Source organism: Nocardia sp. NPDC058518, assembly GCF_042719655.1.
GTDB lineage: Bacteria > Actinomycetota > Actinomycetes > Mycobacteriales > Mycobacteriaceae > Nocardia.
In genome coordinates this window covers 254,963-277,788 of record NZ_JBHXNJ010000002.1, presented here as the reverse complement: position 1 = coordinate 277,788, position 22,826 = coordinate 254,963, and the positions used below count along the sequence as shown (strand labels likewise).

Genomic DNA, 22,826 nt, shown 5'->3' with positions numbered 1-22,826 from the left:
CCGGGTCGCACGCACAGCGCACTGCCCGCCTTTGCCGGAAGGACACCAGTGAAAACAGCCTTCGCCTCCTCCTCACCAGGACAACGTCGACCGGCACGCCGCCTCGCCGTGCGGGCGGGCCGGGTACTGGTTGCCGCGGTGGCGCTGGCCGCCGCCATGATCGTCGCCGCCTGTGGCAACAGCGATCCGCTTGCCGCCAAGGGAGATTGCGCGAGCGACGCGTTGATCGTCGGGTCGGCCAACTTCCCCGAGTCCGAGACCGTGGCCAACATCTACACCGAGGTGCTGCGGATCAACGGCTTCAAGGTCGACACCAAGTTCGATATCGGCTCTCGCGAGGCCTACATTCCCGCGCTGCGCCAGTGCGCGATCTCGCTGATCCCGGAATACACCGGCAACCTGCTGCAATACCTCGACAAAGATGCCACGGCCACCGCCGCGCCCGAGGTGAACGCCGCACTCGCCAAGGCACTCGGCGACGACCTCGCCATCGCGACACCGGCCCCCGGCGAGGATTCCGACGCGGTGGTCGTCACCCGCGCGACGGCCGACAAATGGGGCTTGAAGACCATCGCCGATCTCGCGCCGCACTCGGCCGAGGTGAAGTTCGGCGGCATGGCCGAATTCGCGCAGCGCCCCGGCGGTCTGCCCGGGTTGAAGAAGACCTACGGCCTCGATATCAGCGACGCCGATTTCGTGCCGATCGCCGACGGCGGTGGGCCCGCGACGGTGCGCGCGCTGGTCGAGGGCCAGGTGAACGCGGCCGACATCTTCACCACCTCGCCGGCGATCGCCCAGAACGACCTGGTCGTGCTCGCCGATCCCGCACACAATTTCGCGGCGCAGAACGTGGTGCCGCTGTTCAACGCCGCGAAGAAGACCGACAAGGCCGTCGCCGTGCTCGACGCGGTATCGGCCAAACTGACCACCACCGAACTGATCTCGCTGAACACAGCCGTCTCGGGCGAGAGCAAGATCGAACCGAAGGCCGCCGCGCTCGCCTGGATCACCGCGCAGGGTTTGAACTCCCCCATCGGTTAGGCGTGTATGGCGCATCGAGGAGAAACCATTGTCCGACATCGTATTCCGCGGTATCGACAAGACCTATCCGAACGGCACACACGCGGTGCGCGATCTGAACCTGCACATCGACTCGGGATCGTTCACCGTGTTCGTCGGGCCGTCCGGCTGCGGCAAGACCACCTCGATGCGGATGATCAATCGGATGGTCGACCCCACCGCGGGCACCATCACCATCGACGGACGCGACATCGCGACGGTCGATCCGGTGAAACTGCGCCTCGGCATCGGCTACGTGATCCAGAGCGGCGGGCTGCTGCCCAACCGCAAGGTGGTCGACAATGTGGCGACCGTGCCGATCCTGCTCGGGCAATCACGCAAGGCCGCCCGCGCGGCCGCGCTGGAGGTCATGGACCGGGTCGGGCTGGATCGCGGTCTGGCGCAGCGGTATCCGGCGCAACTCTCGGGTGGTCAGCAGCAGCGGGTCGGGGTGGCGCGGGCGCTGGCCGCGGACCCGCCCGTGCTGCTGATGGACGAGCCGTTCAGCGCGGTCGACCCGGTGGTGCGCGCCGAACTGCAATCGGAGATGCAGCGGCTACAGGCGGAGCTGAACAAGACGATCGTGTTCGTGACCCACGATATCGACGAGGCGATCACCCTCGGCGACAAGATCGCGGTGTTCGGGCGCGGCGGGGTGTTGCAGCAGTACGACACCCCGGAGCACGTATTAGCCCAGCCCGCAACGGATTTCGTCGCCGGGTTCGTCGGAAGGGATCGCGGCTATCGAGGGCTGTCGTTCCGTAGTGCCGAAGCTGTTGCGCTGGCACCGATTCGGACGATCAAGCCGGACGACATCGCCGGATTGCGGCTCGCCCAAGGCGAATGGGCGCTGGTCGTCGACACCCTCGGCAAGCCGGGCGGCTGGATCGACGTCACCGGCGTGGAGCGGGTGCGTGCGGGAAAACCCTTGGACTCCAGCGTTTCCGCCGGTGGTTCGCTGTTCACCCCGGACGGCGACCTCCGGCAGGCACTGGACGCGGCCATCTCCTCACCCTCTGGCGTCGGTGTCGCCGTCGACGAGGCGGGTGCCGTGCGCGGCGGACTGCTCGCCACCGACGTGCTGACCCAACTCGCCGCACAGCGGGCAACCGAAGACGCCGAACGCAATCAGGAGTTCTTCGTCCAGGGCGCGTCGTGAGATATCTGATCGACAATTTCGCCGACATCATGGCGATCACCCGCACCCACCTGGTGCTCGCGCTGGTTCCCCTGCTGCTCGGCCTGGTGATCGCGGTCCCGGTCGGTGCGCTGGCGCGCGGAAACCGCTGGGCCCGGCGGATCACCACCACGATGTCGAGCCTGGCCTATACCATTCCATCGCTCGCGCTGTTCGTGATCATTCCGCCGCTGGTCGGCATCTCGATGATCGACCCACTCAATGTGATCATCGCGCTCACCGTGTATTCGACCGCGCTGCTGCTGATCGCGGTGCCGATGGCGCTGGATACGGTGCCGGCCGGCGTGATCGATGCCGCCGACGCGGTCGGATTCGGGCGGTTACGACGTACCGTCACCGTCGACATGCCGCTGGCGCTGCCGGTTTTCACCGCCTCGCTGCGCGTGGTGGTGGTCACCAATATCGCGATGGTGTCGGTCGGCGCGCTGATCGGCGTCGGCGGGCTCGGGAAGCTGTTCACCCAGGGCTATCAGCGTGATTATCCCGACCAGATCATCGCGGGCATCATCGTCACCCTGGTGCTGGCGCTGATCTTCGATCGACTGGCGTTCCTGCTCGGCACCCTCGCGACCCCGTGGACCCGTGCCGACGCGCGGGTGAAGGGAGTGCGGTCGTGAACCTGTTCGTCGAAGCATGGAACTACCTCAGCGACGGTGCCAACTGGGGTGGTCCCACCGGCATCGAACATCGGCTGCTGCAACATCTCTGGTACAGCTTCCTGGCGGTGGCGTTGTCGGCGGTGATCGCGGTGCCGCTCGGGCTGCTCATCGGGCACACGCGCCGCGGCAGCGCGGTGATGGTCGGCTTCGCCAATGCCATGCGGGCGCTGCCGACGCTGGGGCTGCTCACCTTTCTGGTGCTCGGACTCGGGCTCGGGCTGATCCCGCCGCTGCTGGCCCTGATCACCGTCGGCATCCCGCCGCTGCTGGCGGGCGCGTACGCCGGGATCGCGAATGTACCCGCCGATGTGGTCGACGCGTCGCGGGCGATGGGGATGACCGAGAGCCAGATCCTGTTCCGGGTCGAGGTGCCCAATGCGCTGCCGGTGCTGCTCGGCGGCTTGCGCAGCGCCACTTTGCAGGTTGTCGCCACGGCGACCATCGCGGCCTACGTCAACCTCGGTGGGCTCGGCCGCTACATCTTCGACGGGATCGGGCTCTACCGATACGACCTGGTGCTGGTCGGTGCGCTGCTGGTCGCGGTGCTGGCGCTGGTGCTCGATGGGCTGCTCGCGGTGGCGGTGTGGGCGGGCACGCCGGGCACCGGCCGACTCACGCGCGCGGAGGCCGACCCCCGAATATCGGTCGTCACCGAGTAAAGCCTGCGGGTGGTCGGCAACGCGACAGCGCCCCGTTCCGATGGGAACGAGGCGCTGTGAGCGGAGAATTTACTAGGCGACACCCTCGGCGCGCGCGGCTTCCGCGACGGCCTCGGCCACAGCCGGAGCGACGCGCGGGTCGAGCGGGCTCGGGATGATCTTGTCGACGGCGAGCTCGTCGGCCACGACACCGAAGATGGCGTTCGCGGCGGCGACCTTCATGCCCTCGGTGATCCGGCGGGCACCGGCATCGAGCGCACCCTTGAACACGCCGGGGAAGGCGAGCACATTGTTGATCTGGTTCGGGAAGTCGCTGCGGCCGGTCGCCACGATCGCCACGTACTTGGCGGCCACGTCGGGGTGGATCTCCGGATCCGGGTTGGACATGGCGAACACGATCGCCTCCGGCGCCATCGAGGCGATGAGCTCCTCGGGGATGGTGCCCGCGGACAGGCCGAGGAACACATCGGCACCGGCCAGCGCGTCGGCCGGGCCACCGGTCAGGCCACGCGGGTTGGAGCGGGCGGCCAGGTCGGCCTTCACCCCGTTGAGGCCGTCGCGACCGGCGCTGACAATGCCCTTGGAGTCGAGCACGACCACGTCGGGGACACCGGCGGCGATCAGGATGTTCGCGCAGGCCACACCGGCCGCACCGGCACCGGAGACGACGACCTTGAGCGCCGACATGTCACGGCCCTGCACCGCGGCCGCGCCCTTGAGGGCGGCCAGCACCACGATGGCGGTGCCGTGCTGGTCGTCGTGCATGACCGGGCAGTCGAGCGCCTCGATGACGCGGCGCTCGATCTCGAAGCAGCGGGGGGCGGAGATGTCTTCCAGGTTCACCGCGCCGAAGCTCGGACGCAGGTGGATCAGCGTCTGGACGATCTCGTCGGGGTCGGTGGTGTCGAGCACCAGCGGGATCGAGTTCAGGCCCGCGAACTTCTTGAACAGCGCGGCCTTGCCCTCCATCACGGGCAGCGAGGCGCGCGGGCCGATGTCGCCGAGGCCGAGCACGGCGGTGCCGTCGCTGACCACGACCACGAGGCGGTCGGTCCAGGTGTAGGTCTTGGTGAGCGCCGCGTCCTCGGCGATCGCACGGCTGACCTGGGCGACACCGGGGGTGTAGGCGATGGACAGATCGCGCTGGGTCTCGAGGGGGGCGCTCAGCTCGACCGACAGCTTGCCGCCGAGGTGGCCCGCGAAGATCTCGTCGTTGGTGATGGCAGCGAGGCTCGCTGCGTCATCGGCCTTGGGCGCCGCGGTGGCATTCGGTGCGTCAGTCACAGGTGACACGATTTCACTCCTGCTCGAGTCGGGCTCAACCGGGGGACGGTTACCGCCGGGTATATCGGAACTACTAATTTCTGGGACGCCGGATTTCTACGGCGTTGGATCGCTACAACGCTCTTCGGGTGCGCGACCGCACGCGTTTCGCGGTGGCTACCGGTACGCGTGGCGCGGCACTGATCTGCCGAGCGGAACCGGACGGGTGTGTCCGGGCGAGCAGGGTCGACCGACGCTGCGACGGTGCGTCGCACGGCGGAAGGTCGCCGATGTCCCCGATCCCGGCGGTGGCAAGGGAAGGGAATCCGCAACATTCTGCCAGCATGGTGCGTCGATTGCCAAACCGCGTCATGTGTCGAGCGTAGCCGTGTCGAATTGCCGTGGCGTAAGCGAAAACTCGCAGCGCAGCGGGAACATCCGGTGAACTTTCACACCGTGGCGGGGGTGGCCGCGGTGAGCTCGCCGCCGAGTGGCTCCGGCCATTCCTCTCGACGCACCCAGACGTCGTCGAGCCCACCACAGCGCAGCCGGACCAGCCAATCCGGGCACGCGTCGGGGTGGTCGATGCGCCGGTGGATACCGCGGCTCTCGGCACGCACGAGCGCGCTGTAGCCCGCCCACCGGGCGACGGCGAGCAGGGCAGCCGCCTGGCGTGCGCGCAGCTGCCCGACGCCGAGGCCGCCGAGTTCGAACTGGGCGCCGGGCCACATGGCGTCCAGTTCGGCGATGCTGTCGGCGAGGCTGCCCGCGCTGCGCCGGTAGCTGCGGCGCAGCGGCAGCGTGTGTTCCTGCACCAGGCCGACCACCGAACGCGGATCGATGTGGGCATGGGGGCCAAGGCCCGCGCCGGGCACGGGGCGCGCGCTGCTGGCCCGTTCGTTGGCCACCGCGAACGCGGCGGCACCCTGCCCCGCCCAGGTGCCAGAGGCCAGTGCCCACGCACCGTTGAGACCGCCTGCGGCGCCCGCCGCCCCGGTGACCACCTGTCTGCCCGTCACATCGCCCGCACCGAACAGGCCACGGATCGTTGTCGAGCAATCGGTGTCGGCGAGAGCGAGTCCGCCCGCGCCACGGATGGTTCCCTCCAGCACCGCCCGGACGGGAACCCGTCCCGTGGCATCGACCGCGCCGTGTCTGCTCAGCCAGTGCCGGACGGTGTCGGGCACCTCGTTCAGGGCGGCGAAGACCCGCCTGCCGTCGGCGATGGCGGTGAGCGCCGCCGGATACCGGTCGGGCAGTTCGGTGCCCGCTTCGTCGTAGAGGGCCGCGAAATGCACCGACAGACCGGGCGCGACCGCCGGATGCGGATGTACTCGGGAGAGCACCGGCGCCAGTCCGTAGGCACTGGAGAATTCCATCCCGCACAGTTCGGCACCGGCCTCGGCCGCCATCAGCAGGCCCTCGCCGGTGCTCACCTCGGTGCCCGCACCGCCGGACAGGAAGGCACAGCCACCGGTGGCAACCACAACCGCGCCCGCCCGGATGGCCCACGGCCGAAACTTGTTGTGGCGCTGAACCCCGGCGGCCCCGACCACCGTGCCCGCCGGATCGACGAGCAGTTGTAGCGCCGGATGATGATCGAGGATGCGCACGCCCGCCTCCAGCGCGCCGCGACGAAGTCTGCGCAGGTAGCTCGCGCCGTCGAAGTGCACGTGGGCCGGGTCGCCGTTCGGGTCGGGCACGCGGTGGCGGGTGCCCGACCAGGTTTGCAATCGCCGGTGGGTCTCGTCGACGACGCGGTGCAGCCAGGCCCGGTCACCGAGACCGCCGCCGGCCACGAACACCTTCTCGACCGCCTCGGCACGGCCGGGACCGGGCGGAATGTCCCAGAGCACGGTGGTGCCGTACACGGTGGGACCGCTGGAACCGCAGCGGCTCTTGTCGACCAGAACCACCCGCGCACCCGTCGCCGCGGCAGCGACGGCGGCCCAGAGCCCGGCGGGTCCACCGCCGAGGATCAAGACGTCCGTTTCGATGCTGGTCACAAGAGAAATATTCGGGCACAGTTCACCCGCCCGCAACCATTACGCGTCCGTCAACCCCACCATTGTGTCCAAAGCAATACGCCGGCCGTGACCAAGACCGCCACGGATCCCAGCAATGCCGGCATCCCGCGACGCCGATCGGCGAAGCCCTGGGTCACGACCACCACCACCGCGGCCACGAAATGCCAAGTCAGCGATTCGGCGCCCGGCCCGGGAAAGTCGCGGCGCGAGCCGATCACGGCCGCGCCGATGACCACGCACAACAGCACGAGCACCCCGCCCGCGACGACGCCGCTGACCGTGCGCACCAGCGTCACGGGGCGATCACCGGCGTCCCGCTCGCCTTGTCGATGAGCGCTTCGTACTGCTCTGGATCGGTGGCGCACGCGCCGATCTCGATGGTCTTGTTGCTGCCGTGATAGTCCGACGAGCCGGTTCGGACCAGGCCCAATTCCCGCGAGAGTCCGGTCAGCACAAGGCGATCGGCGGCGTTGTGATCCGGGTGGTCGATCTCGAGCCCGCCGAGGCCGAGCTCGGCCAGCGCCCTGATCTCGTCGAGCGCGAGCAGCCTGCCCCGCGTGCGCGCACGGGCATGGGCGATCACGCTGACCCCGCCGGCGGCCGCGATCAACTGCACCGCCCGGGTCAGCGGGGTGTCGGCCTTCTCGGCGTAGTACGGCCCGTGCGGGGCCAGTAGCTCGGTGAACGCGGCGTTCACGCTCTCGACGACTCCGGCCGCGACCAGCGCCTGCGCCAGATGCGGCCTGCCGACGGCGGGACCGGCGCTCGCCATCACCGCGTCGGGATCGATCGGCAGTCCGTCGGCCGCCATCTTGTCGGCCATCGCCCGCACCCTGGCCACCCGCTCGCCGCGCAACCGCTCACGTTCGGTGGCGAACCCGCGGTCGGTGGGGTCGAACAGATACGCCAGCAGGTGCACCGGCACCGGGTGGCCGTCCTCCCCCATGCCCGTGCACGACATCTCCATGCCGCGCACCAACGTGAGCCCCGGCGGGCGGGCGGCCTCGGCCTCGGCCCAGCCGGCGGTGGTGTCGTGGTCGGTGATCGCGACAACGTCGAGACCGGCCGCCGCGGCATGCCGCACCAGTTCGGCCGGGGTGTCGGTGCCGTCGGAGGCGGTGGAATGGGTATGCAGGTCGATGCGCACACCCTCAGTCTTACAGTGCGGTCTCGGCCTGCGCGCGCTCGTCCGCCGAGACGGGTGGTGGCCGTAGGATCGCGCTGGTGCCCTCCCTACCGCCGATGCCGTCGTTTCGTGGCCCGGGCCGGGCCACGCATCCACGACCGCGGATCCCGGTGCCGACCGCGCGCGCCATCGTCGACTGCGGCGTCTATGTCGACGGAGTACGCACACCGGGACACTTCACCCCGCAGCAGGCATTGAGCGAGGCGAGCAAGACCGAATCCGGCTTCGTCTGGGTCGGCCTGCACGATCCCGATGAGTCGCAGATGAACGAGATCGCCCGGATCTTCGACCTGCACCCGCTCGCGGTGGAAGACGCAGTGCAGGGCCGCCAGCGCCCCAAGCTGGAGCGCTACGACAACACCCTGTTCCTGGTCATGCGCACTGTCAGCTACGTCGAGCACGATATCCACGCCATCAGCGAGATCGTCGAGACCGGCGACATCATGGTCTTCACCGGCCCGCATTTCGCGATCACCGTGCGCCACGGCGAACACACCGGCCTCGCCGGGGTGCGCCGGGAACTCGAGGGCAATCCCGATCAGCTGCGGCTGGGTCCGTGCGCGGTGCTGCACGCGGTGGCCGACCACGTGGTCGACTCCTACGTCGAGGTGTCGGAATCGGTGGAAGAGGACATCGACGAGATGGAAGAGGCCGTGTTCACGCCCACGTCGAAGATCGGCATCGGGGCGATCTATCAGCTCAAACGTGAAGTCGTCGAACTGCGGCGGGCCGTCGGGCCACTCGGATTGCCGTTGCAGCAACTGGTCCACAACCAGGAGCTGCCGCTACCCAAGGAGATTCGCCGCTACCTGCGCGACGTCGCCGATCACCACACCAGCGTCTCCGAGCACATCACCTACTTCGACGAATCGCTCAACGCGCTGGTCAACGCGGCCCTGGCCAAGATCAGCGTCCAGCAGAACACCGACATGCGCAAGATCTCGGCCTACGCCGCGATGGCGGCGGTGCCGACGATGATCGCGGGCGTCTACGGCATGAACTTCGACCACATGTGGGAGCTGCACCAGGTGTGGGCCTATCCCGCCGTGCTGATGCTCATGGGAGGGCTGTGCGCGCTGTTGTTCCGCAGTTTCCGCCGAAACAAGTGGCTCTAGAGGTTCACCGCGCCACGTTCGGGGTCACGCACGTCGATGCCGGCCTCGGCCCACGCGTCGCGTAGCGCCTGCGCACCGCGGACCCGTACCCAGGCGGCCTCGGTCGCGGTCACCGGGGTGACGCTGAGGTAGCGCACCGGGTCGGCGGGATCGGGCAGCGGAATCGCGGGGATGTCGCTCTCGCCTAGTACCACCGCGGTGAACTTCGCGTTGCGCCACAGCGGTTCGCCGAGATCGAGTAGCGCGTCGGCTTGCAGCACAACACCTTCCACCGACGGCGAGGCGACCAGGACACCGAGGGACTTGGCCACCCCGACCTGCGGGTCGGCGCTCATCAACAGCGTCAGGATCAGTTCGGCGCGCGGTCCGCGCACCGGATCGGCCAGCAGATCGGTCGGATCACCCATCGGATGACGTGAACCGCCCAGCGTCGCGTAGTGGACCGCGCCGTCGCCCGGAATACGCAGGATCTCCACGGGTTCGAGCCCGAGGAAGGTCACCGAGGCCGAGTCGACCTGTGCGCGCTCGACTTCGAAGTGATCCAGCACCGCGGTGCGGACCGTGTTCTCTACATCCATTGCGCTACAGGGCCAATCGGGCCAGCATGTCGCGGGCTTGTTCGGCGGACTTCGGATCGCACAGCACGTCGTAGCGCCCCGCCACCAACTGCATGGTCGAGGCGAAATCGCGCTGACCCTTGGTGGCCGCGTACGGGATCGAGGTGGTGATGACGCCGAAGACGATGCCGCCGAGCAGACCGACGACAAGGGGTCCGAGCGCGCCACCGGTGGTGGTGAACAGGCTCAGCAGTAGACCGAGGAACAGGCCAAGCCACGCACCCGACACCACGCCGCCGCCGATGACCTTGCCCCACGTCAGCCGGTAGAGCACCCGCTCGACCTGCATCAGATCGACACCGACGATGGTCACGTCCTGCACCGGGAACTGCCCGTCGGCCAGGTAGTCGACCGCACGCTGCGCCTCGGCGTAGGTGGGATAGGAGCCGACCGGCCAGCCCGACGGCGGCGTCGGCAACGCCTGCCGCCCGCGATTCGAGTTGCCCAAGGGATTCGTCATAGTCCTATTCTGCTATTCCTGGACCGGCTGTGCCGCAGTGAAACGCGTCATCCCGGCTGCTCGGCCTTTGTCTGCTACAACCTGAGCCATTTTGGCGCTTGCCTCGTCGATCATCTCATCTCCCAACATGACAGCTCCGCGCGCGCCACCTGCCTCGGAGGTGTGGAAGGCGTAGGTCTCCAGGATCAATTCGGCGCGGTCGTAGTCGGCTTGGCGTGGGCTGAAGATCTCGTTGGCCGCGTCCACCTGGCCGGGATGGAGCACCCACTTGCCGTCGAAACCCAGTGCGGCCGTACGGCCCGCGGCCCGGCGGAAACCGTCGATATCGCGAATCTGCAGGTAGGGGCCGTCGATCGCCTGCAAACCGTGTGCTCGGGCGGCGAGCAGGATCGTCATCAGGATGTGGTGGTAGGCGTCGCCGACGTCGTAACCCTCCGGCTGCTCGCCGACCACCAGCGTGCGCATATTGATGCTGGCCATGAAATCGGCGGGCCCGAACACCAGCGTCTGCACGCGCGGGCTCGCGGTGGCGATCGCATCGATATTGCGCAGGCCGAGCGCGTTCTCGATCTGCGGTTCGATGCCGATCCGCCCGACCTCGAGGCCGCCGGCCTTCTCCAGCTGGGTCAGCAGCAGATCGAGGGCCTGCACCTGTCCCGCATCGGTGACCTTGGGCAGCAGGATCGCGTCGAGCCAGCTGCCCGCGCCCTCGACCACGCTGATCACATCGGCGAAGGTCCATTCGGTGGACCAGTCGTTGACCCGGACCACCCGCAACTGCGCACCCCACCCGGGTTCGTTCAGCGCGGCGACGATGTTCGCCCGCGCGGCGGCCTTGGCGCCGGGGGCGACCGCGTCCTCCAGATCGAGGAACACCTCGTCCACCGGCAGAGTCTTCGCCTTGGCGATCATCTTCGGGTTGCTTCCCGGTACAGCGAGCACCGAACGACGTGGCTTCATGAGGAGCGCCTCCTGACTGATGCGGCCGTACCCGACCGATAACCTGATGGTCATGGCAACCACCAGGGTGTATGTCGCCCGGCTCGCCGGCCTGACGGTGCTGGGTCCGGACGGGGAGTCTATCGGCCGGGTCCGCGACGTGGTCGTCGCCGTCCGGCACGGGCGCCAGCCGCCGCGTGTGCACGGGCTCGTCGTCGAATTGCTCACCCGGCGACGAATTTTCGTGCCGATGCTGCGAGTCACCGCGATCGAACCCGGCATGGTCACGCTCAATACCGGGACCGTGAGCCTGCGCCGGTTCGCCCAGCGCGTGGGTGAACTCCTCGCCCTGGCGCAGATCGTGGATTCGCAGGTGCGGGTGAACGACCCCGATCTGCCGGATCTGGCCGACGTCGATGTGCTCGTCGCCGATCTGGGGATGGAGCAGACCAGGACACGGGATTGGATCGTCAGCCGGGTCGCGGTGCGCGGGCATCGGCGGATCGGGCGCAGGCGCGCGGTGCACGTCGTGGAGTGGTCGCAGGTCGACGGGCTCACCCCGGCCGAGGTGGACCGGCCTGGCCAGGACGTGACGACCCTGCTCACCCAGTTCGAGGGGCTGCGCGCGGCCGATGTCGCGCATCGGTTGCGTGAGCTGCCGGAGAAACGTCGCATCGAGGTGGCGATCGCCCTCGATGACGAACGCCTCGCCGACGTGGTCCAGGAACTGCCCGACGACGACCAGGTGGACCTGCTCGGCCATCTCGAGGTGCGCCGCGCCGCCGACGTGCTCGAGGCGATGGACCCCGACGACGCCGCCGACCTGCTCGGCGAGCTGCCGGAGAGCGAAGCCGAATCGCTGCTGGCCCTGATGGATCCCGAGGAATCCGAGCCGGTGCGCCGATTGCTCGCGCACTCCCCCGACACCGCGGGCGGTCTGATGACGCCGAAACCGATCGTCCTCGGGCCCGCGACAACGGTGGCCGAGGCGCTGGCTCGGGTCCGCGACCCCGACCTCACGCCCGCGCTGGCCTCGATGGCCTTCGTCGTGCGACCGCCGACGGCCACCCCGACCGGCCGCTACCTGGGCTGCGTGCACATTCAGCAGCTGCTGCGGGAACCGCCCGCGCATCTGGTTGGCGGGATCGTCGACAGTGATCTGGCGCCGCTGTCACCCGATCTGCCGCTCTCGGCGGTGACCCGCTATTTCGCCACCTACAACCTGGTGTGCGGGCCGGTGGTCGACGCGGAGAATCACCTGCTCGGCGCGGTGACCGTCGACGACGTCCTCGACCATCTGCTGCCCGAGGACTGGCGGGAAGAGGAACCACCGGCGCTCGGCCGGGTGGATGAGAGTCTGGTGCACGGGAGTTCGGCGTGAGTGAGAAGAATCCGGCCAGGCAGCGACTGGAGACCCCGGTCGGGTCGCGGTTCAGTTTCGACTGGGACTCCGACGCGTTCGCCCGCAGCAGCGAGCGGGTCGCGCGGTTCCTCGGCACCGGACGCTATCTGGCGATCCAGACGCTGATCGTCATCGTGTGGATCGTGCTCAATGTGTTCGTGGTGTGGCTGCGCTGGGATCCGTACCCGTTCATCCTGCTCAACCTGGCCTTTTCCACCCAGGCCGCCTATGCGGCGCCGCTGATCCTGCTGGCGCAGAACCGCCAGGACAACAGGGACAAGGTCTCCCTCGAAGAGGACCGGACCAGGGCCGCGCAGACCAAGGCCGATACCGAGTTCCTCGCCCGCGAGCTCGCCTCGCTGCGCCTCGCGGTCGGCGAGGTCGCCACCCGCGACTACCTGCGCCGGGAACTGGAAGAGATCAAAGACATGCTCGACCGCATCGACGCGGTCACCACGCCCGACGGCGCGCCGAAGACGGACAAAAAGCGGAAAGCGGTCCGCAAGAAAACCTCCGGTCAAACGCCCTCTTCCGCCCCGATTTCGCCTGGTGCTCCAGACGTATGACCGGAAATGCTCAACAACTTCCTGACCGGTAGGTAACCTGGATCACGTTGTTCCGGGCGGGCCGGAGGGGGACTCTGCGGCTCGCTGCTTTTCGACGAAAAGGGTGTGGCCGTGCGAATCTCAGCTCCGATAACGATGTCGGCCCTTGTAGTCGCAGGTCTCGTCGCCTCGGGATCGGGGGTGAACACCAGCGACTCGAGCACCGCGCCGACCGCACCGGAGGCCCTGCTGGCCGCCACCGCGAGCACCGCCGAGGACACGCCCGAAGTCGATCCGTCCGAGGTCGTCGGCCTGCTACCGATCGCGCAGGAGGCCCCCCGCAGGTTGCGTGCCCTCTCGCCGAACGCCAACAGCGCCGCGCCCTTCGCGGGGACCGTTCCGCTACAGAGCATTTCGCTACCCATCGGCAGCGGCGCACTCGGCATCCCGGAGATCGTGCTCGCCGCCTACCGCAATGCCGAGCTGGCCCTGGAATCGGCACAGCCGGGCTGCGGTCTCACCTGGAACCTGCTCGCGGGTATCGGCCGGATCGAATCCGGGCACGCCAGCAGCGGCCGCACCGACCCCGCGGGCACGACCACGACGCCGATCTTCGGGCCCGCCCTCGACGGCACATTGCCCGGCAACGAGATCATCAAGGAAGCCGACGGCGGATTCGTGCGGGCGATGGGTCCCATGCAGTTCCTGCCGAGCACCTGGGTGCACTACGCCGCCGACGGCAACGGCGACGGCGCCTCGGACCCGCACAATGTCTTCGACGCCGCGCTGGCCGCGGGCAAGTACCTCTGCTCAGGTGGCATGAACCTGCGCGAGGCCGCCCAGGAACTGCGAGCGGTACTGCGCTACAACAACTCCATGTCCTACGCGGCCAATGTGCTGAGCTGGTCGGCGGCGTATCGCACCGGCGGCGCACCGAGCCAGGTGGCCATCTCGCCGGAGATCATCCCGCCGGGCAGTGGTCCGCTGGTGGCGCCCAATGTGCTGGCCGCGTCGACCAACACCCCCTCCACCACGCCCACGCCGACCACCCCGACCACCCCGAAGGTCACCACGCCGACCCAGGTGATGATCACGCTGCCCGGTCTGCCGCCGATCCCGTGTGGCATCTTCTGCCCGGCGCCGGTCGCGCCGCCCGAAACCTGTGTGAGCGAGCCGGTGCCCGCGCAGATGCCGAACCCGCTCGAACCCGCACCGCGGCCCGCCGACAAGCCCGCCCAGCAGACCTACGGCGCCGCGGCGCCCAAGGATCCGGCCGTGCCCGAGCAGCCGGTGGTCGAACCCGCCGCGTGCGCGCCGGCCGCCGCCGAGCCCACCGAGAAGCCCGCACCCGTCACGCCGGAGAAGACACCGGAACCAGGTGTCGCGCCCGCCGAGGAACCCGCACCCGCCGAGCCCGCCCCGGCGGCGCCGACCCAGCAACCCGGCATCACGCTGCCGTTCGGCATCGTCATCCCGCTGCCGCCCGCCCCCGCACCGGCTCCGTAGAAATCAAACCGAAACTCAGATCACAGAGGGGTAACAAAAAGGTCTCGGGTGCGGTAATCTCTTCTCATCCAACACGGTTGAGGAGGGCACCACACAGTGGGTCGTCATCGGAAACAGCCTGCTACGACAGTTCGGCGTAGCTCGCTCATCGCATTGACCGGTTTGGTCCCCGCTGGATTGGTAGCCGTTACCGCGGCCGCCACCGAGGCGACCACAGCAACCAACGCAGCTGTCGAGCACGACCTGCTGCCCGGCGCCGAGCCGGAGGCGACGGCCGAGCTGGTCGCGGCGCCGCAGGCCGGTTTCGCCGAGGTCGTACACGCGGAAGCGCGCCAGTCGGCCTCGGCCACGCCGGTCGTGAAAACCGTTGCGCTGTCGGGTGATCGCTCGTCCGCCGATATGCCTGCGGGTCCGCTCGGCATTCCCGGCATCGCCGTCGCCGCCTATCAGACCGCCGAACAGCAACTGGCCGTGGAGAATCCGCACTGCGGAATGTCCTGGTCGCTGCTGGCGGGCATCGGCCGCGTCGAATCCACCCACGCCTACGGCAAAGCCGACGCGCAGGGCAATCCGATCAAGGCGGTCTACGGACCCGTCCTCGACGGCAGCCTCTCGGGCAACAATGTCATCCACGACAGCGACGACGGCGAGCTCGACGGCCTCGGCGGCTACGACCGCGCCATCGGCCCGATGCAGTTCCTGCCCGAAACCTGGCACCGCTACGCCGCCGACGGCAACGCCGACGGCATCGCCGACCCCCAGAACCTCTTCGACGCGGCCCTCACCGCGGGCCGCTACCTGTGCGACGGCGGCCTGAACATGCGCGATCTCTCCCAGCAGTCGAAGGCGATCCTGCGCTACAACAACTCGATGGCCTACGTCGCCAACGTGATGGCCTGGTCGGGTTCGTACTCCAGCGGCCTCGCCCCCAAGCCGCAAGACCTCCCCCGGATCCACTAGCGTCGCCGATGACAGGGGGGCGAATGTATTTCCACGGACGCCGGCAACGGGGGTGGCTGCAATGACGGTCTCGCGGGGGCGGGGATGACCCGCGAGCAAGTGGTGTTCGACACCGAGGTCAATCCGGAATGGCTCCCGATTTACGCGGCGACGCCGATGGAGCTGGTCCTGACCGAGTCGATGCCCGAGCTGTGCAGCGAGCACGGCCTGCCTGCTGTGGACCGCCGTGACTTCGTGGTGAATTCCAGCGGGCCGAATTCGGAGATGCCGACAGTGCGGGTCCTACTGAGCTCGATGCCGCCCAGCCGATGGAGTAGTGCCGAGGCGCGCGTCAGGTTCCAGTGTCCGGCCTGCGAATACTGCCTGGCCGAGGTCCGGCGGTTCCGGTGGATCGCGGCGCTGTCGCTGCTCGCGGTAGTGCTGACGATCGTCGGCCTTCTCACAGCCACACAACTCGAGCTCACGCAGTTCTATATACCGCTGGGATTGGCAGTGATCCCTGGGTGCATGCCGATCGCGTTGTTGTCGGCGGTGCTGGCTTGGAGTCGATCCGGGTATTTCGCGGATGTCTGGATGAACGACACAGCCGACCAGCTGATCGTTTCCGCGCACCCGGATTTCGTGGCGGCGGTCGAGCAGAACCGGGCCGATTCCCGCTGAAGTCTCGGGACCGTCTTCGAATCCCCGAATGGCTCGTTATCGCTGGGGGGATAACATCGGGCGTATGGCAGTGATTACGGAAGCGGATGTGCGGGCGGCGCTCGCGAAGGTCGACGACCCGGAGATCCGCAAACCGATCACCGAGTTGGGGATGGTCAAGTCCATCGCCATCGCCGACAGCGGTGATGTGCACATCGAGATCTACCTGACCACCTCCGGGTGCCCGCTGCGGACCGAGATCATTCAGCGGGTCACCAAGGCCGTCGCGGACGTCAACGGAGCGGGCGCGGTGACCGTCGACCTCGATGTGATGAGCGATGAGCAGCGCACCGAGCTGCGCAAGTCGCTGCGTGGCGATTCGGCCGAGCCGGTCATCCCGTTCGCCCAGCCCGGCTCGCTGACCCGTGTCTACGCGGTGGCTTCCGGCAAGGGTGGCGTCGGCAAGTCCAGCGTCACCGCCAACCTCGCCGTGGCGCTGGCCCAGCGCGGGCTGTCGGTCGGTGTGCTCGACGCCGATATCTACGGCCACTCCATCCCGCGCATGCTCGGCTCCGACGCCAAGCCCACCCAGGTCGAGCGGATGATCATGCCGCCCGTCGCGCACGACGTGAAGATGATCTCGATCGCGCAGTTCACCCAGGGCAATACCCCGGTGGTGTGGCGCGGTCCGATGCTGCACCGCGCGCTGCAGCAGTTCCTCGCCGACGTGTTCTGGGGCGACCTGGACGTGCTGCTGCTCGACCTGCCGCCCGGCACCGGCGACGTCGCGATCTCCCTTGCCCAGCTCATCCCGAGCGCCGAGATCCTGGTCGTGACCACCCCGCAGATCGCCGCCGCCGAGGTGGCCGAGCGTGCGGGTGCGATCGCCCTGCAGACCCGCCAGCGCATCGCCGGGGTCGTGGAGAACATGTCCTGGCTCGACCTGCCGGATGGTTCACGCATGGAGCTCTACGGCTCCGGCGGCGGCCAGGTCGTCGCCGACCGCCTCACCCGCGCCGTCGGCTCGAATGTGCCACTGCTCGGCCAGGTCCCGATCGAGCAGGCCCTGCGCGAAGGCGGCGACGACGGCAACCCGATCGTGCTCTCCGACCCGGAGAACCCCGCCGCCGTCGCCCTGCTCGGTATCGCCGACAAACTCGCCGTCCGCAAGCGCGGATTGGCAGGCATGTCGCTGGGAATCGACACCACTCGGCATCTGTAGAACATGGGTAACTCACCGGGTACGGGCAAACCTGATCACCTCGAGAACCGTCGGCCGCCAACGGTGCGCAAGTCCGTGCACGAATCCGGCCTGAATTCCCGGAGAGGCGGGGGAGCTTCATGCTGACGCTGCTTCTATACGTGCTCATCGTCGGGTTGGTCGCGGCGATGCTGTTCCTCGTCGCCAGTGCGGTATTCGGGCGGTCCGAGGAGCTCGGGCCCCTGCCCGAGGGGACCACCGCTACCGTGCTGCCCGCCGACGGCGTCACGGGGGCCGATGTGCGGGCGTTGCGGTTCCAGCAGGTGGTGCGCGGTTACAAGGCCGGTGAGGTCGACTGGGCGCTGAGCAGGCTGGCCGAGCGGATCGATGAACTCGAGTTCGAGCTGGCGCAGGCTCGGCAGTGGCAGGCGCAGGTGGCGGCGGGCCAGGATCGCGGGTGAGCGAGCTCGCCGACGACGGCCTCGTTCGCTGCGACTGGTCGACCGGCTCACAGCTGTACCGCGATTACCACGACACCGAGTGGGGCAGGCCCCTGCACGGCGACGACGCCATGTTCGAACGGCTCTGCCTCGAAGCCTTCCAGTCCGGGCTGGCCTGGATCACCGTTCTGCGTAAGCGACCGGCGTTCCGCACCGCGTTCGCCGGTTTCGAGATCGCGAAGGTCGCCGAATTCGGTGATCACGACCGCGCGCGGCTGCTGGCCGACGTCGGCATCGTGCGTAACCGCGCCAAGATCGACGCGGTGATCAACAATGCCCGAGTTGCTCGCGACCTGCCGGTGAGCCTCGACGAGCTGGTGTGGTCGTTCGCACCCGCGCCACGCCCACGGCCCACCTCGATCGCGAATGTGCCCGCCACCACACCCGAATCCGTTGCTCTGGCAAAGGAATTGAAGCGTCGCGGGTTCGCTTTCGTCGGCCCGACGACGGCGTATGCCCTCATGCAGGCAACCGGCATGGTGGACGATCACCTGGATGTTTGCTGGGTGACCGCGGTACCGAACGGAACCGACTCAGCAGTCACATTTCGCACTCAGGTGTCCGCCCGCGACGGCAATAGGGAAGAATAGGACCGGTGTGGCCCGCCGAACACCCGGCGAGCCCGCTGGTTGGCGACAACCGGCAGACGAGAAAACAGTGCGCAGAACCACCGCGCAGATCTGGAGGGAGCAGAGGATGGCGGCCATGAAGCCCCGTACCGGGGACGGTCCCCTCGAAGCAACCAAGGAAGGTCGTGGAATCGTCATGCGGGTTCCACTCGAGGGTGGCGGGCGTCTGGTCGTCGAACTCACACCGGACGAGGCTGCGGCGCTCGGTGACGAACTGAAGAGCGTCACCAGCTGAATGCGCTGACCGAGGTCGCCGCACTTCTGGCCTGCCCGGAGTGCGGCGATGCACTGCAACCGCACGATCATGCGCTGCGATGCGGTACCGGCCACAGCTTCGACATCGCCCGCCAGGGTTATGTCGGGCTGCTGACCGGCGCATCGACGAAGATGACCGGCGATACCGCCGACATGCTCGACGCCCGCGCCGCTTTTCAGGGTGCGGGCCATTTCGCCCCGATCGCCGCGGCGATCGCCCGTGCCTTCGACACCGATCCCACGGTGCTCGAAATCGGCGCGGGTACGGGCTACTACCTCGCCGATGTACTCGACGCGCATCCCGGTGCCCTCGGCATCGCCTTGGACGTGGCCAAGCCCGCCGCCCGCCGAGCCGCCCGCGCGCACTCCCGCATGGCCTCCGTATTGGCCGACGCCTGGCGCGGCCTGCCGGTGCGCGACGACGCCATCACCGGCGTGCTCTCGGTCTTCGCCCCGCGCAACCCCGCCGAAGTCGCCCGCGTCCTCGCGCCGGGCGGACGCTTCGTCGTCGTCGCGCCCACTGCTCGTCATCTCGGCGAACTGATCGGCCCTCTCGGGATGGTGAGCGTCGACCCCGACAAGGACCGCCGCCTGGCCGACTCACTGGCAGGCACCTTCACTCGCGCCGAGCACACCGCCGTCGAGTTCCCGATGAAGCTGTCCCGCCCTGACGTCACCAATGTCGTGGCGATGGGCCCGTCTGCCTTCCACGGCACCCCCGCCGACGATCCACGCATCGCGGCCCTACCCGAGATCACCGAGGTGACGGCCTCGGTCACCGTGTCGACCTATCTCCCGATTTCCTGAGCGGCTACATCGGCGGCGGTTCGACATCGCAGGTGCCGCGCCGCCGCTGTGTCGCCTGCACCGTGTCCGGATGATCCGGCCCAAGGGTCGCGCGATATCTGCCCAGTGCATCGGCCTCGAAACCGTCCGCTTCGGTGACCCGGCCCAGCGCCCGCAGGTCCAGCGCGTAGTTGATCGCCACCTGCAGGGTGTACGGGTGGTCGGCGCCGCGCGCCTCGGTCGACCGGTCGAGCACCACCGCGCCGATCTCGACCGCCTCGGCGTACTCGCCCAGCCCGGCCAGATCCGCTGCGATGCCGCTACCGGCCGCGAGGGTGTACGGGTGGGCCGCGCCGAGACGATCGGTGAATATCCGCACGGCCTGCCGGTCCAGGTCGAGCGCGTCGGTGAAATCGCCGCCGGTGCGCAGTGCTGCCGCGAAGTTCACCGCGCAGGCGGCGGTATAGGGATGGGCGGGGCGCACCGCGGCGCACCGCTGATAGGCCTCCTCGGCCAGTTCGAGCGACTCGTCGTGCCGGTCGAGCAGGCGGCAGTCGTTGGCCAGGTTGGTGCGCGCCGCCACCGATTCGGGGTGGTCGGGCCCGTACACCGCGACGTGGTGGTCGAGGGCACGCAGCTGCAACCGGTAGCCGTCGGCGAAGCTGCCCGCCTTGCGGTAGGAGACGGCCAGGTTCTTCTCCGCCCGCAGCACGTGCTGCTGACGCGGGTCACCGAGCAGGGTGAGCATGTCGCGCACCACCTCCTCCTGAACCCGCACCGATTCGGTGTAGCGGCCGAGTTCGCGCAGATCGCGGGCGACATTGTTGCGTGAGTGCAGCGCGAAGATCTGGTCCTCGTCGTCGGGATCACCGCGCCTGCTCGCGTAGACGGCGCTGTCGAGCTCGAGCGCCTCGGCGAAGCGGCCCATCATGCGCACCGCGACCGCGAAATTGTGCTGAGCGCGCAAGGTCTCGCGATGCTCCGGCCCGAGGACCGCGCGCACCGTCGCGTAGGAGGCCTCGTTGTAGCCCACCGATCCGGCCCAGTCCCCGGACGAGCGAAGACAGGCCGCGATCAGATCCGAGGCCGCGGTGTACTCCTCGGGATATCGGTCCCGGTTCGGCGCGACCCCCGCCAGTGCCCGCCGCGCGATCTCGTGTGCCTGTTCCCAGCGGTCCATCTGCCACAGCACATCGCCGGTGGTGGTGCGCAGCCGGACGATCCCGATGTGGTCCGCACCCAGATGCGGTGCCCACGCGTCGGTGGCGCGCTCGCCGAGCGCGGCCGACGCGGTGAGCTCGCTGCGGTTGCGCAACGCCTGCACGATGTGACCGGTCATGCCGAGCAGGCCACCGCAGGAGTGCCGCGGATCGCCGAGCCGGTCGCAGGCCAGCGCGCCGCTCGGATCGAGCTGGCGCCACAGCCAGTGGTAGCGCTCCCAGTGTTCAGGGAGGTCGGGGCGGCGCGGGTCGGCGGCACACAGGATGCGATGGGCTTCGTGCCGGATGCTCTGCACGCGGCTGTCGGACAGATTGACCTGGATACCCATGGTGATGACCGAGTGCAGCACCACCCCGGTCGCCGCGACAGCGACCGGGGTCGTCAAGGTGAGCGTGTCGGCGAGCGATTCGGTGCGGATGAGTTCGAGCAACCGCGTGCGCCGGTCCTCGTCGCGCAGGCTGCGGCGGACCGTGGCCTGCCAGCCCGGATCGACGGTGTCGGCAACGGGGACACCGTCGGGCTCCGCCTCGAGCAGAACCAGCGGGATCGGCATGTTCGGCGCGAAGTAGGCGAGTAGTCGCAGCAGGTAGCCTGCGGCGCGCTCGTCGGATCCGGCGGGTGCGTCGATGAGCCTGCGCAACGAGTTGCCGAGTATCCGCTGTACCGCGCGGTATTCGCGGGCATCGGCTTTGTCGAGCATGAATGTCGGTGCTGTGAAAGCTTTCTCGCGGAGGTCGGCAGCGAGACGGGCCGCGTCCTCGCGGCCGCGGCGGGCCATCGTGTGCAGCAGCAGCGGACTGCCCGCCGACTCCTCCACCGCTAGTTCGATCAGGTCGTGGGCCAGTTCGGGCACGTGATAGCTGAGGAAGCGGGCGCCGTCGTCGTCGGTGAACAGCGGGACCGTGACGGTGTGGGGACCCTGCCAGCGCTGGACTTTCGAGGTGAACAGAATGTGCCCGTTGCCGCCCCACGGGACGACTTCGGCCAGCGGCGCGGGCTTGGACCCCACCGCCTGTCGATCGCCTGCCGAATCGGGGCGCGCGTCGTCGTAGACGAGCAGGAAGCGCTGCGGCATCTGGACGAGATGCTGCACGACCAGCCGATGCGCGTCCTGATTTCCGACGACATTCTCGAGCCCGAGCGGCCCGGCGAGACGGACGAGGTCATGGCGCAGCGTCGTCGGATTCCCCGCGTTCACCCAGGCGATCAGGTCGTACTGCGAGCGGTGCCGGTCGAGGTAGGTCTTGGCCAGCGAGGTCTTGCCCGACGCGGTGGTACCGACCAGGACCACCGCCCCGGTGACGGCCAGTCCGGCCCGGATGGCGTCCAGTTCGCCGTAGCGCCCGTAGAACCAGCGCGGTTCGGTGAGCGACTCGGGCACCACCTTCGGCGCACCCGCCGTCGGCCCGGGGAATCGGACCCGGTCCCCGCGCAACGGCAGCGCGCCCGTGGCGGGCGGGAGTCCGAGCCGCGCGCGGACATGATCCTCGTCCGCGGCCAGGTCGACCAGCGGCAGGCTCGCCAGCGCCGCAGGCAGCGCCGCCGCGTCGATCCCTCTCAGGCACACCGTGATCGCGCGATCGGCGGCGACCAGGTCGGCCCAGTTCGACGACTCCCTGCCCCACACCGCCAGCAGTACCTCGCTGACGATGACGATCAGATCCCCCGCCGGTGGCACCACATCGGCGACTTCGATGCCAGGCACCATCCGGGTGACCGCGAGCCGGTCGATCCACTCCTGGCGCAGCCAACGCACCCACACCGAGTCCTTGGCGACGTGGACGAGCGTGATCGGCACAGTCACTCCTTCCCCGCCGCGGCGACCCCGACCGCCACCACCAGTACATGCAGTGCGGTGCGGACCCGGGGCCATGCCGCGGCGGCCGTCACCGCGCGCCGCGCGGCCCGGGGGGGCGCAACATCGATTTCACCAACGTGGGGACCCGGAACCCCCTGGCTGGCCCGTTAGAACACCACGAAAAAGCGAGCCGGGGGGAGTG

General features: G+C 68.7%; 23 protein-coding genes. 15 read left to right on the top strand and 8 right to left on the bottom strand.

The features are described from left to right. The first annotated feature begins 108 nt into the window (after window positions 1-108). From ACFWPX_RS06060 to ACFWPX_RS06045, 4 genes are read left to right on the top strand one after another with little or no spacing between them, the layout of a single operon-like run. Window positions 109-1,041 carry an ABC transporter substrate-binding protein gene (locus ACFWPX_RS06060; protein WP_378926570.1) on the top strand — a complete coding sequence of 311 codons (933 nt, stop codon included), beginning with the start codon at window positions 109-111 and terminating at the stop codon, window positions 1,039-1,041. 28 nt (window positions 1,042-1,069) lie between these two features. Next, window positions 1,070-2,218: an ABC transporter ATP-binding protein gene (locus ACFWPX_RS06055; RefSeq protein ID WP_378926423.1), complete on the top strand. Its 1,149-nt coding sequence runs from the start codon at window positions 1,070-1,072 to the stop codon at window positions 2,216-2,218. Beyond that, window positions 2,215-2,874: an ABC transporter permease gene (locus ACFWPX_RS06050; RefSeq protein WP_378926422.1), complete on the top strand. Its 660-nt coding sequence runs from the start codon at window positions 2,215-2,217 to the stop codon at window positions 2,872-2,874. The genes ACFWPX_RS06055 and ACFWPX_RS06050 overlap by 4 nt, the downstream gene beginning before the upstream one ends. Further along, window positions 2,871-3,575: an ABC transporter permease gene (locus ACFWPX_RS06045; protein ID WP_378926421.1), complete on the top strand. Its 705-nt coding sequence runs from the start codon at window positions 2,871-2,873 to the stop codon at window positions 3,573-3,575. The genes ACFWPX_RS06050 and ACFWPX_RS06045 overlap by 4 nt, the downstream gene beginning before the upstream one ends. A 72-nt stretch (window positions 3,576-3,647) precedes the next feature. Here ACFWPX_RS06045 and ACFWPX_RS06040 read toward each other — a convergent pair whose 3' ends face one another. The 4 genes from ACFWPX_RS06040 to ACFWPX_RS06025 form a co-directional block, all read right to left on the bottom strand. Continuing rightward, on the bottom strand, window positions 3,648-4,868 hold the full coding sequence (locus ACFWPX_RS06040; RefSeq protein ID WP_378926420.1) for an NADP-dependent malic enzyme: 1,221 nt from the start codon (window positions 4,866-4,868) through the stop codon (window positions 3,648-3,650). Window positions 4,869-5,287: 419 nt separating this feature from the next. Then, entirely contained in the window at window positions 5,288-6,844 is a 1,557-nt protein-coding gene (locus tag ACFWPX_RS06035; protein WP_378926418.1) for an FAD-binding protein, read from the bottom strand. Window positions 6,845-6,894: 50 nt separating this feature from the next. Beyond that, window positions 6,895-7,161, bottom strand: coding sequence for a hypothetical protein (locus ACFWPX_RS06030; protein ID WP_378926417.1), 267 nt, complete (start codon window positions 7,159-7,161; stop codon window positions 6,895-6,897). Then, a complete protein-coding gene (locus ACFWPX_RS06025; RefSeq protein WP_378915497.1) occupies window positions 7,158-8,012 on the bottom strand; it encodes a PHP domain-containing protein in 855 nt (284 codons plus the stop codon). Before ACFWPX_RS06025 ends, ACFWPX_RS06030 begins: the two co-directional genes overlap by 4 nt. Window positions 8,013-8,080: 68 nt before the next feature. Between ACFWPX_RS06025 and ACFWPX_RS06020 the strand changes: the two genes are divergently transcribed. Continuing rightward, window positions 8,081-9,166: a magnesium and cobalt transport protein CorA gene (locus ACFWPX_RS06020; RefSeq protein WP_378926569.1), complete on the top strand. Its 1,086-nt coding sequence runs from the start codon at window positions 8,081-8,083 to the stop codon at window positions 9,164-9,166. Here the strand turns inward: ACFWPX_RS06020 and ACFWPX_RS06015 are convergent. From ACFWPX_RS06015 to ACFWPX_RS06005, 3 genes are read right to left on the bottom strand one after another with little or no spacing between them, the layout of a single operon-like run. Then, a complete protein-coding gene (locus tag ACFWPX_RS06015) occupies window positions 9,163-9,744 on the bottom strand; it encodes a suppressor of fused domain protein (RefSeq protein WP_378926416.1) in 582 nt (193 codons plus the stop codon). The genes ACFWPX_RS06020 and ACFWPX_RS06015 overlap by 4 nt on opposite strands. 4 nt (window positions 9,745-9,748) lie before the next feature. Next, window positions 9,749-10,243 (bottom strand): general stress protein, encoded by a 495-nt coding sequence (locus ACFWPX_RS06010; RefSeq protein WP_056813349.1) that lies wholly within the window; start codon window positions 10,241-10,243, stop codon window positions 9,749-9,751. 12 nt (window positions 10,244-10,255) lie between these two features. Then, window positions 10,256-11,203, bottom strand: a complete 948-nt coding sequence (locus ACFWPX_RS06005) for an HpcH/HpaI aldolase/citrate lyase family protein (RefSeq protein WP_378926568.1) — start codon at window positions 11,201-11,203, stop codon at window positions 10,256-10,258. 52 nt (window positions 11,204-11,255) lie between these two features. Between ACFWPX_RS06005 and ACFWPX_RS06000 the strand changes: the two genes are divergently transcribed. The 10 genes from ACFWPX_RS06000 to ACFWPX_RS05955 all read left to right on the top strand — a co-directional run bounded on the left by ACFWPX_RS06000 (window position 11,256) and on the right by ACFWPX_RS05955 (window position 19,626). Next, window positions 11,256-12,563, top strand: a complete 1,308-nt coding sequence (locus ACFWPX_RS06000; RefSeq protein WP_378915493.1) for a magnesium transporter MgtE N-terminal domain-containing protein — start codon at window positions 11,256-11,258, stop codon at window positions 12,561-12,563. Continuing rightward, the gene (locus ACFWPX_RS05995) at window positions 12,560-13,150 is read left to right on the top strand and encodes a DUF1003 domain-containing protein (protein ID WP_378915492.1); all 591 of its coding nucleotides are present in this window, start codon (window positions 12,560-12,562) and stop codon (window positions 13,148-13,150) included. Before ACFWPX_RS06000 ends, ACFWPX_RS05995 begins: the two co-directional genes overlap by 4 nt. A gap of 180 nt (window positions 13,151-13,330) precedes the next feature. Next, window positions 13,331-14,635, top strand: a complete 1,305-nt coding sequence (locus ACFWPX_RS05990) for a lytic murein transglycosylase (RefSeq protein ID WP_378926415.1) — start codon at window positions 13,331-13,333, stop codon at window positions 14,633-14,635. A 96-nt stretch (window positions 14,636-14,731) separates the two neighbouring features. Beyond that, window positions 14,732-15,595: a lytic transglycosylase domain-containing protein gene (locus ACFWPX_RS05985; RefSeq protein ID WP_378926414.1), complete on the top strand. Its 864-nt coding sequence runs from the start codon at window positions 14,732-14,734 to the stop codon at window positions 15,593-15,595. Window positions 15,596-15,679: 84 nt separating this feature from the next. Further along, on the top strand, window positions 15,680-16,255 hold the full coding sequence (locus tag ACFWPX_RS05980) for a hypothetical protein (RefSeq protein WP_378926413.1): 576 nt from the start codon (window positions 15,680-15,682) through the stop codon (window positions 16,253-16,255). A gap of 64 nt (window positions 16,256-16,319) precedes the next feature. Next, on the top strand, window positions 16,320-17,456 hold the full coding sequence (locus ACFWPX_RS05975; protein WP_378915487.1) for an Mrp/NBP35 family ATP-binding protein: 1,137 nt from the start codon (window positions 16,320-16,322) through the stop codon (window positions 17,454-17,456). 119 nt (window positions 17,457-17,575) lie between these two features. Beyond that, window positions 17,576-17,896 (top strand): DivIVA domain-containing protein, encoded by a 321-nt coding sequence (locus ACFWPX_RS05970; RefSeq protein WP_378915485.1) that lies wholly within the window; start codon window positions 17,576-17,578, stop codon window positions 17,894-17,896. Then, the gene (locus ACFWPX_RS05965; RefSeq protein WP_378915484.1) at window positions 17,893-18,525 is read left to right on the top strand and encodes a DNA-3-methyladenine glycosylase I; all 633 of its coding nucleotides are present in this window, start codon (window positions 17,893-17,895) and stop codon (window positions 18,523-18,525) included. Before ACFWPX_RS05970 ends, ACFWPX_RS05965 begins: the two co-directional genes overlap by 4 nt. Before the next feature lie 106 nt (window positions 18,526-18,631). After that, window positions 18,632-18,799 carry a DUF3117 domain-containing protein gene (locus tag ACFWPX_RS05960; protein ID WP_011211259.1) on the top strand — a complete coding sequence of 56 codons (168 nt, stop codon included), beginning with the start codon at window positions 18,632-18,634 and terminating at the stop codon, window positions 18,797-18,799. Beyond that, window positions 18,796-19,626 (top strand): putative RNA methyltransferase, encoded by an 831-nt coding sequence (locus tag ACFWPX_RS05955; protein WP_378926566.1) that lies wholly within the window; start codon window positions 18,796-18,798, stop codon window positions 19,624-19,626. The genes ACFWPX_RS05960 and ACFWPX_RS05955 overlap by 4 nt, the downstream gene beginning before the upstream one ends. A 4-nt stretch (window positions 19,627-19,630) precedes the next feature. On the opposite strand, the gene fxsT is transcribed toward ACFWPX_RS05955, so the two are convergent. After that, window positions 19,631-22,624: an FxSxx-COOH system tetratricopeptide repeat protein gene (gene fxsT / locus ACFWPX_RS05950; protein ID WP_378926412.1), complete on the bottom strand. Its 2,994-nt coding sequence runs from the start codon at window positions 22,622-22,624 to the stop codon at window positions 19,631-19,633. Between the last annotated feature and the right edge of the window lie 202 nt (window positions 22,625-22,826).

Excerpts from the sequence above, each read along its gene's own strand:
- ACFWPX_RS06000 (WP_378915493.1), top strand. The coding sequence starts at position 11,256 with ATGGCAACCACCAGGGTGTATGTCGCCCGGCTCGCCGGCCTGACGGTG.
- ACFWPX_RS05970 (WP_378915485.1), top strand. The coding sequence starts at position 17,576 with ATGCTGACGCTGCTTCTATACGTGCTCATCGTCGGGTTGGTCGCGGCG.
- ACFWPX_RS05975 (WP_378915487.1), top strand. The coding sequence starts at position 16,320 with ATGGCAGTGATTACGGAAGCGGATGTGCGGGCGGCGCTCGCGAAGGTC.
- ACFWPX_RS06010 (WP_056813349.1), bottom strand. The coding sequence starts at position 10,243 with ATGACGAATCCCTTGGGCAACTCGAATCGCGGGCGGCAGGCGTTGCCG.
- ACFWPX_RS06015 (WP_378926416.1), bottom strand. The coding sequence starts at position 9,744 with ATGGATGTAGAGAACACGGTCCGCACCGCGGTGCTGGATCACTTCGAA.
- ACFWPX_RS05960 (WP_011211259.1), top strand. The coding sequence starts at position 18,632 with ATGGCGGCCATGAAGCCCCGTACCGGGGACGGTCCCCTCGAAGCAACC.
- ACFWPX_RS06005 (WP_378926568.1), bottom strand. The coding sequence starts at position 11,203 with ATGAAGCCACGTCGTTCGGTGCTCGCTGTACCGGGAAGCAACCCGAAG.
- ACFWPX_RS05980 (WP_378926413.1), top strand. The coding sequence starts at position 15,680 with ATGACCCGCGAGCAAGTGGTGTTCGACACCGAGGTCAATCCGGAATGG.